Raw genomic sequence first — 7,828 nt, 5'->3', positions numbered from 1 at the left:
CGGATGCCCTGGACAACCGCCCGTCGTACGAGTGCGGCGGCCGCCGCCGCCCTGACCCCGTTCCTTCTGACCGTGTTCGCGGCGGCGCCCGCGCAGGCCCACGGCGCCCCCACGGACCCGGTCAGCCGGGTGTTCGCCTGCTCCCCCGACGGCGCGTCCTCCGGCACGGCGGCGTGCCGGGCCGCCGTGTCGGCGAACGGCTCGCCCTTCACGGCGTGGGACAACCTGAGGGTCGCGAACGTGAACGGCCGGGACCGGCGGACGATCCCCGACGGCAAGCTGTGCAGCGGCGGCCTGCCCGCCTACCGGGGGCTCGACCTGGCCCGCTCCGACTGGCCGGCCACCCGCCTGTCCCCCGGCGCGACCCTGACCATGAAGTACGTCTCGACGATCCCGCACACCGGCACGTTCCGCATGTACCTCACGAAGCCGGGCTACGACCCGTCGAAGCCGCTGACCTGGTCCGATCTTCCGGAGCAGCCGTTCGCCCGGGTGACGGACCCGGCGCTGACGGACGGGGCGTACCGGATCAGGATGACGCTGCCGAGGGACCGTACGGGCCGGCAGGTGCTGTACACGATCTGGCAGAACAGCAGTACGGCGGACACCTACTACTCGTGCGCGGACGTGGTGTTCCCGGCGGCGGCCAAGGCCGGAGGCGGGGACGGGGACGGGGCGAGTGCCGCCGCCTCGCCGAGCCGGTCGCGGGCGGCGGAGAAGAAGCCGGCGCGGAGCCCGGCTCCGGCCACGTCGTCCGCCGCATCCTCGCCGACTCCGTCCGTGGCCCGGTCGGCGGGCGGCGCCGTGCCCGACTCCACTCCGGTGGCGGCCGACGCACGTCCCGGCTCGGGGCCGTCCGCGCCCGTGATGGCGGGCGGCGCCGCCGCGGTGCTGGTGCTCACCGGGGGCGCCGCCCTGGCGCTTCATCTGCGCCGACGCTGAACTACCTTTCTACGGTGGTCAGTTGACGTAGACCGGCTCGCCGCCCGCGGTCACCGGGCTGTACTTGGCGCTCCAGAAACCGTTGGCGGGGCACAGCGAGGAACCGGACGTCCGGCTGAACTGCTGGTTGGCGAAGGTGATGCTGTTGTCGGCGTTGTCCGCCGTGCCGGACAGCCCGGCCGCCGCCTGGTAGACGCAGCTCACGCTGCCCAGCAGGGTGCGCAGCACGACGGTGGTCTGGATGGCGGAACCGCTCGCCGGGGTCACGGCGACGGTGCCGTCGGAGGAGACCGCGGTGGAGTACGGCAGGTTGTTCACCGTGATGCTGGTGACGCCGAGGACACCGACCACGTTCGAGGTGCAGTTGCTGAAGGTCTGCCCGGTCAGGGACTCGGTGGCGGTGCCCGGAGCGGTCGGGTTGCTGCCGACCGTGGCGGTGAAGGTGGACGCCGAGCAGGTGATCCCGCTGGTGCCGGTCGAGCTGGAGTAGAGGGTCGCCGTGGTGCCGCTCGCCAGGGAGGCGCTGATGGTCGTGCCCTCGGCGACGTTGGCGCCGCCGACCGTGCCGGTGGTGAGGACCGCGACGTCGGCCGCGGCGGCGGGCGCGGAGGCGGCCACGGCCACGGGAAGCGCGAAGGCGGCGGCAGCGGCGGTGAGGGAGAGCAGAGAACGCATACGCATGGGGAATTGCCTCTTTCCTGAGGTGAGGGTGGGTGTGGGGGGCGCGGACGCGCGTCGGCGTCCCGCCGTTGCCGGTCCCGTCACGCCTTCTCCGTACGTGACGGGAACGGCAACGGCATCAGGCCGGTGACCGGCCGGGCCCTATGGGGGAGGGCTCCGGCCGGACCGGGCGGGAGATGGCGAGCCCGGTGCGGTCCAGGGGGAAACGGCCGGTTCGGGTGCCGTGGAGGGTCGGACTCGGGCGGTGCGGAGCCCGTGCGGGACAGATGGTCCGGGAACGCGGGCAGATGCCGCCCGGCGGCTCGGATCCGGCGCCACGGATCCGGGGAAGCCAGGGAGAGTTGTAGACCTGATCGTTCGTCAACGTCAAGGTGTCGCAAGGGAGTTGATCATCGAACAGCGTGTTTTTGTCATCGGGGCGACGTTGTTGATCACGGGTGGCACATAATCACCACCCTTTACGCACAACTTGCTTGACCCGCGGGCGTAACCGCCGGTAACTTCCGTGTCATTACTGCGGAGTACGTGAAAGCCCTTGCAGCCGCCGGGGGTTGGGAGGAGACGTACCCCGCAGCCGCTGTCCGCGCCAGGACAACAAGCCACTGAAGCCGCACATCCGCACGTGAGCCCCACTTGCGTTGACTATGCCCCTGGGAGCAGCACATGGCCTCGTCCGTCGGCACCACCCCCGAGATTCCCGAAAGCGGTTCCGCCCCCCAAGCCCCCGGCAGTTCCGTAAGACGCGGGCGGGTCCGGGGCCGTCGGGCCGCGATCATGGCCGTGCCGGCCGTCGCGATCACCGCGGGCATGGCGATCCTGACCGCCGAGGGCGCTCTGGGCGTCCAGTTCGCCATCTCCGGCATGCCCTTCACGGTCACCGCGACGGAACTCAACGGCACCGGGTTCGAGCAGTTCGGCGGCCTCGACAACATGGCGGAGAACAGCCCGAACGCCGGTGACACCGGCGGCCAGGTGCTGGTCGTGACCTCGGCCATCAAGAAGGCGACCCTCACCAAGCTGTGCCAGAGCGTCGACCTGGGCGGCACCAACCTGCGCATCGAGGCGGGCGGGGGCGAGGACAAGGTCCAGGCGACCGACCTGACCACGGACTCGACCGAGCTGTCCGGCAACGCACGCTTCGACAACATCGAGATCGGCAACGACGCCAGCACCCTCACCAAGGCGGGCGTGAAGGGCCCCATCGGCGTCTTCAGCCAGCAGGCCGACACCGTGCACATCGGCGACCTGCGGCAGACCAACTACGCCACCACGGCAGGCGTGTTCAAGCTCCCCGGCCTCAAGCTCAGTTTCAGCAGCAAGGCCTGCTGATGGAGGGCCAGGAGCCGGTGGGGGCCCAGCGGAGCGCGGACAGCCAGGACGCGTTCACCCGCTTCGTGAACGGACGCCCCTTCTTCGGCGGCCTGTGGCTGACCCTGGGTGGGGCATGGATCCTGCTCACGATGAAGGCCTCGCTGAAGGTCGTCATCCATGTCGGGATGCAGGGGGTGGCGGGCTACCTCCTGCCGACCCTGATGGTGCTGCTGGGCCTGCTGATCCTCTTCAGCCCCGCCCAGCGCCTGTTCTACTCGATCACCGGCGTCCTGGTCTCCCTGGGCACCTGGGTCACCTCGAACATGGGCGGCTTCATGGTCGGCCTCCTGCTGGGGGTCGTGGGAAGCATCCTGACCTTCGGCTGGCTGCCCGACCAGGAGCCGCGGGTGAGCCGACGCGAGCGGCGCCGGGCGGCACAGCGGGCACCCCAGGAAGGGCCCGGGGCGGGACAGGACGGCACCGACAGCCACACGGCCCAGGCCGTGACGGCTACCGGAGCCGCCAGGGCCGCCCAGTAGTCCCGGCCCCGGGCCGCCCCCGCGGCCGGATCGCGCATCCGCCTCCCCCCTCCCGGGGCCCGGACCGCGCGGGCACGCCCGTCACACGCCGGGCAGCCTGCGCGGTTCGACGCGTTCCTCGACCGCCGAGTCGCCGTCGCGCGTGACGACGTAGGCGCCCTTCCCGGGCACCTCGGTCACGGCCTCGACGAGTTCGGTGCCGCGGTAGACCAGTCCGACGCCATCGTCCGTGCAGTGGGTGGCCGGCAGGGTGCCGTCCGCGACGAGCCGGTGGACGAGCGGGCGGCGGCCCGGGTCGCTGTCGTAGTGCACCCCGTTGCCGTACGGCAGGAAGCCCAGCGCATCGGTGAGCGGACGGAGTTCGGGGCCGTACGAGTCGGTGGTACCGCCCTGGAACCAGCACAGGGAGCCCGCGCTGACCCCGCTGAGCACCACGCCGGACTCCCACGCCCTGCGCATGATCCGGTCGAGGCCGTGCACCCGCCACACGGCGAGCAGGTTGGCCACCGAGCCGCCCATGACCCACACCACGTCCTGCTCCAGGACGGTGCCCTCGACGTCGTCGAGGTTGGGCATGGGGAAGAGCTGGAGCGGCGTGAGGTCGAAGCCGGCCGTCCGTGCCGCCTCGTGCATCCGTGCCGTGAAGTGCTCGGCGTCCCCGATGGCCGTGCCGACGTACATCACGCGCGGCCTGCGGCCGTGGGCGCCCGAGAGGTCGACGGCGTGGTGCACCAGCGCGTGGAACGACACCATGGTGCGGCCGCCCGTGCGGTGTCCTCCGGAGGTGGCGACGATCGTCGGTTCTGCGGCCATGCGCATGATCCTAAGCAGCGGCCGCCCGAGCAGGGGCGGTGGCGGTCCCCCGAACGCCGGCCTGAAGATCATTACGATGCGGGACCGAGAAGTCACTACAAGGGGCTGATCACTTGACTACCGGCGGTCACACGCGGTTGGCTCCTGGCCAGTGAAGGTTCAAACCGGCCACGCGCCCGCGTTCCGGTCCCCTTTCACGTTCCGCCTGCCAGGCCGCACAGCGAGGTGCCGCACCCCATGAACATTCCTCCCCCACCTCGGACTCCCCACAGATCCCTGCGCGTGGCCGCCCTCCTCTCCGTCGCCCTCCTGCTGCTCGCCGGCTGCTCGGGCGCCGGCGACGACTCCCGGCCCGGCACGGGCGCGGCGGGCGAAGCGGACGCCTCCGGACTGAGGTTCGCCATGATCACCCACGGCGGTGAGGGGGACGCCTTCTGGGAGCGCGTGCGGAAGGGCGCCGAGGCAGCCGCCGCCAAGGACGGCGTCGATCTGACCTTCGCCGACGACTCCGATCCGGCGGGGCAGGCCCGGCTGGTGCGCGACGCGATCGGCGACCGGGTGGACGGCATCGCCGTGACCCTGGCCAAGCCGGCCGCGATGAAGGCCCCGGTGGCCGCGGCACGGGCGGCCGGCATTCCGGTGGTGGGCCTCAACTCCGGTATCGACGCCTGGAAGTCGCAGGGACTGCTGGAGTACTTCGGGCAGGACGAGATCGTGGCCGGCGCGGCCGTCGGGGAGAAGCTGAACGGCCTGAAGGCCAGGCACGTGCTGTGCGTCGTCCACGAGCGGGGCAACGTCGCCCTGGAGGCGCGCTGCGCCGGGGTGCGGAAGACCTTCGGCGGCGAGACCGAGAACGTGTACGTGGAGGGCACCGACCCCGAGGCCGTGGACACCGTGCTCACCGCCAGGCTGCGGCAGGACTCCGGCATCGACGAGGTCGTCACGCTCGGCGCGCAGTTCGCGCTGGACGCCGTGGACTCGGTGAAGGCTGCGGGCAGCAGGGCCCGGGTCGCCACCTTCGACCTCAACAGCGACCTGGTCAAGGCGATCCGCGCCGGGAGCGTGCAGTTCGCGGTGGACCAGCAGCCGTACCTCCAGGGCTACCTCGCCGTGGACTCGCTGTGGCTGTACCGGACCAACGGCAACGTCAGCGGGGGCGGTGTGGCCCCGGTGCTCACCGGGCCCGCGTTCGTCACCCGGACGAACGTCGCCTCGGTCGCGAAGTTCGCCGCCGCGGGCACCCGTTGACCGTCCCGCGCTGAGCACGGCGGAGACCGACCGCAGGAAAACCCCCTTCCCCTGACCGCCCAAGGACGACCATGCCCGACCGGAAAGGCGCCCGCCGCCGCCTCGGCTCCATACGTCTCTCCCTCATCATGCTGGCGCTGGTGCCGAGCGTCACGCTCGCCGCGATGTGGGGCGTGACGACCACGCAGTTGTTCTCGGAAGGGCTACGGCTGCGCTCGCAGACCGAGCTGAGCAGGTCGACCGGCGCGATGGGAACCGAGGCCACGCTCGCGCTCCAGGGGGAACGCGCGCTGTCCGCCGCCTGGCTGGCCGGGGTTCCCGGTTCCCGGGCCGCCCTGGACGAGAAGCGGGCGGCCACCGACGCGGCGGTCGCCAAGCTCGTGCGGCGCTCCGAGGAGATCCAGCAGGCACCCGCGCGCATCGCCGACCAGCTCTACTCGGTCCTCGGCTCGGTGGGCAGCCTGGAGTACTACCGCGAACAGGTGGACCACCCCACCGACATCACCGCCGAGCAGGCCCTCGACCAGTACACGTCGATCATCGACGACCAGATCCACGCCTTCCAGCAGCTCTCGCAGGTCGACGACGGCGACCTCACCTCGCAGGCGGGGCCGCTCGTCGCGATCGAACACGCGGCGGAGCTGACCTCCCAGGAGGATGTGGCGCTCACCCTGGCCTGGCCGTCCGGTCATCTCGACGAGAAGGCCTGGGAGCACTTCGTGCAGCTGGTGAACACCCGCCGGTGGCTCGTCGAGGACCAGATCGTGCCCGCGCTGAGCGGCGACGCGAAGACGCAGACCGAGCGGATCCTGGGGAGCGCGGACTGGCGGACCATGACGGCGGTCGAGGACCAGGTCCTCGCCGCGCGGCCGGCCGCCGGCACGGGGCGGGTGGCCCTGCCGGACGCCGGCAAGCGGTGGTCCGCCGCGATGCAGCGGGTCTCCGTCCGGTACAGCGACCTGATCCGGCAGCAGACCTCGGCACTGCTGACCCGGAGCGCGGACAAGGCGCACGAGCAGCTTCTGACGGCGGCCCTGGCCAGCGCGGGCGGACTGATCGCACTGCTGGTCTGCCTCGTCATTTCCTGGCGGATCACCCGCTCGCTGTCCCGGCGGCTGCGGGGCCTCAGGGAGGCCACGCTGGGCCTCGCCCAGGAGCGGCTGCCGGACGTGGTCGCACGGCTGGAGCGGGGCGACACGGTCGATGTGGACCGGGCCGCACCGGAGCTGGACTACGGCTCGGACGAACTGGGGCAGGTCGCCCAGGCGTTCAACGCGGCACAGCGGACGGCCGTCGTGACCGCCGTCGAACTCGCCGACACCCGGCGGGGGTTCCAGAAGGTGATCCTCGGCATCGCCCGGCAGAGCCAGAACCTGGTCAACCTCCAGCTCAGCAAGCTGGACACGCTGGAGCGCGAGCACCAGGACCCGGACGTCCTGGCGGGACTGTACGAACTCGACTCCACGGCCAGCCAGTTGCGGCGCTACGAGGAGAACCTGGTCATCATCAGCGGCGGCCGGCCCCGGCGCAGCTGGACCGAGCCGGTCGCGCTGGTCGACATCCTGCGCAGTGCGGTGGGCGAGGTCGCCGAGTACCACCGGGTGCAGGTGCGCACCGAGGAGGAGGTCTGCCTGGCCCCGCCCGCGGTCGCCGACGTGATCCACCTGCTGGCCGAACTGATCGAGAACGCCACGCTGTACTCCCCCGCGCCGAGTCCCGTCGCCGTGCGGGCGGCCCTGGTCGCCAAGGGGCTGGCGGTGGAGGTCGAGGACCGGGGCCTCGGCATGTCGGAGGACGAGTACGCCGCCTTCAACGCCCACCTGGCCGAGGCCCCCAAGTTCGACGTGGTCGCCCTCGCGGACGATCTGCGCCTGGGCATGTTCGTCGTCGCCCGCCTCGCCGACCGCCACGGCATCCAGGTGACCCTGCGCTCCTCGCCGTACGGCGGAACCACGGCGATCGTCCTGATCCCGCACGAGATCGTCGTACGGGACGAGGAGCACGGGACGGCGGGCCGGGACGGGGCGGCGACGGCGCCGACCGCGGGGGCGACGGCCGGGGCCTCGGCCGGTACGGAAGGCACGACGGAGTCGGCCACCGAGACGGAGACCGAGACGGAGTCGGCCACCGAGGCGGAGTCGGTGTCCGCGGCCGAGTCGGTGAACCGGGAGGAGCCCGCCGCCGCCGCTGAGCCGGCGCCCGGCACGGACCCGGTGTCCGACGCGAAGCCGGCGGCCGGCGTCAGGTCGGCGGCCGGGATGCCCGGACGCCGGCCCCCTCCCCCCGGCGCCCGA

The 7,828-nt window shown here is 72.1% G+C and carries 7 protein-coding genes; 5 read left to right on the top strand and 2 right to left on the bottom strand.

Annotation, left to right across the window (positions count from 1 at the left end):
- The first annotated feature begins 3 nt into the window (after positions 1-3).
- The gene (locus AOJ26_RS35300) at positions 4-942 is read left to right on the top strand and encodes a lytic polysaccharide monooxygenase (protein WP_063790369.1); all 939 of its coding nucleotides are present in this window, start codon (positions 4-6) and stop codon (positions 940-942) included.
- Positions 943-960: 18 nt separating this feature from the next.
- On the opposite strand, the gene AOJ26_RS35295 is transcribed toward AOJ26_RS35300, so the two are convergent.
- A complete protein-coding gene (locus AOJ26_RS35295) occupies positions 961-1,623 on the bottom strand; it encodes a hypothetical protein (protein WP_053852445.1) in 663 nt (220 codons plus the stop codon).
- 663 nt (positions 1,624-2,286) lie between these two features.
- Here AOJ26_RS35295 and AOJ26_RS35290 point away from each other — a divergent pair.
- Both AOJ26_RS35290 and AOJ26_RS35285 read left to right on the top strand, forming a co-directional pair.
- Positions 2,287-2,952, top strand: a complete 666-nt coding sequence (locus tag AOJ26_RS35290; protein WP_053852444.1) for a DUF6230 family protein — start codon at positions 2,287-2,289, stop codon at positions 2,950-2,952.
- Complete coding sequence (locus AOJ26_RS35285) at positions 2,952-3,473, top strand: DUF6114 domain-containing protein (protein WP_053852443.1); 522 nt, start codon at positions 2,952-2,954, stop codon at positions 3,471-3,473. The genes AOJ26_RS35290 and AOJ26_RS35285 overlap by 1 nt, the downstream gene beginning before the upstream one ends.
- A gap of 81 nt (positions 3,474-3,554) precedes the next feature.
- On the opposite strand, the gene AOJ26_RS35280 is transcribed toward AOJ26_RS35285, so the two are convergent.
- Positions 3,555-4,286: a peptidase E gene (locus tag AOJ26_RS35280; protein WP_053852442.1), complete on the bottom strand. Its 732-nt coding sequence runs from the start codon at positions 4,284-4,286 to the stop codon at positions 3,555-3,557.
- A gap of 237 nt (positions 4,287-4,523) precedes the next feature.
- Here AOJ26_RS35280 and AOJ26_RS35275 point away from each other — a divergent pair, with 237 nt between their 5' ends.
- The gene (locus AOJ26_RS35275; protein WP_053852441.1) at positions 4,524-5,534 is read left to right on the top strand and encodes a substrate-binding domain-containing protein; all 1,011 of its coding nucleotides are present in this window, start codon (positions 4,524-4,526) and stop codon (positions 5,532-5,534) included.
- A 71-nt stretch (positions 5,535-5,605) separates the two neighbouring features.
- On the top strand, positions 5,606-7,828 hold a 2,223-nt coding region (locus AOJ26_RS35270), incomplete at its 3' end, for a nitrate- and nitrite sensing domain-containing protein (RefSeq protein ID WP_053852440.1).

Source organism: Streptomyces sp. NRRL B-24085 (assembly GCF_001282115.1).
GTDB lineage: Bacteria > Actinomycetota > Actinomycetes > Streptomycetales > Streptomycetaceae > Streptomyces.
The sequence above is the reverse complement of the archived record's forward strand: the minus strand, read 5'-3'. Positions and strand labels throughout refer to the sequence as shown.

Bases quoted from the DNA above. Each gene is read 5' to 3' on its own strand.
- AOJ26_RS35285 (WP_053852443.1), top strand. From the start codon at position 2,952: ATGGAGGGCCAGGAGCCGGTGGGGGCCCAGCGGAGCGCGGACAGCCAG.
- AOJ26_RS35275 (WP_053852441.1), top strand. From the start codon at position 4,524: ATGAACATTCCTCCCCCACCTCGGACTCCCCACAGATCCCTGCGCGTG.
- AOJ26_RS35295 (WP_053852445.1), bottom strand. From the start codon at position 1,623: ATGCGTATGCGTTCTCTGCTCTCCCTCACCGCCGCTGCCGCCGCCTTC.
- AOJ26_RS35300 (WP_063790369.1), top strand. From the start codon at position 4: ATGCCCTGGACAACCGCCCGTCGTACGAGTGCGGCGGCCGCCGCCGCC.
- AOJ26_RS35280 (WP_053852442.1), bottom strand. From the start codon at position 4,286: ATGGCCGCAGAACCGACGATCGTCGCCACCTCCGGAGGACACCGCACG.
- AOJ26_RS35290 (WP_053852444.1), top strand. From the start codon at position 2,287: ATGGCCTCGTCCGTCGGCACCACCCCCGAGATTCCCGAAAGCGGTTCC.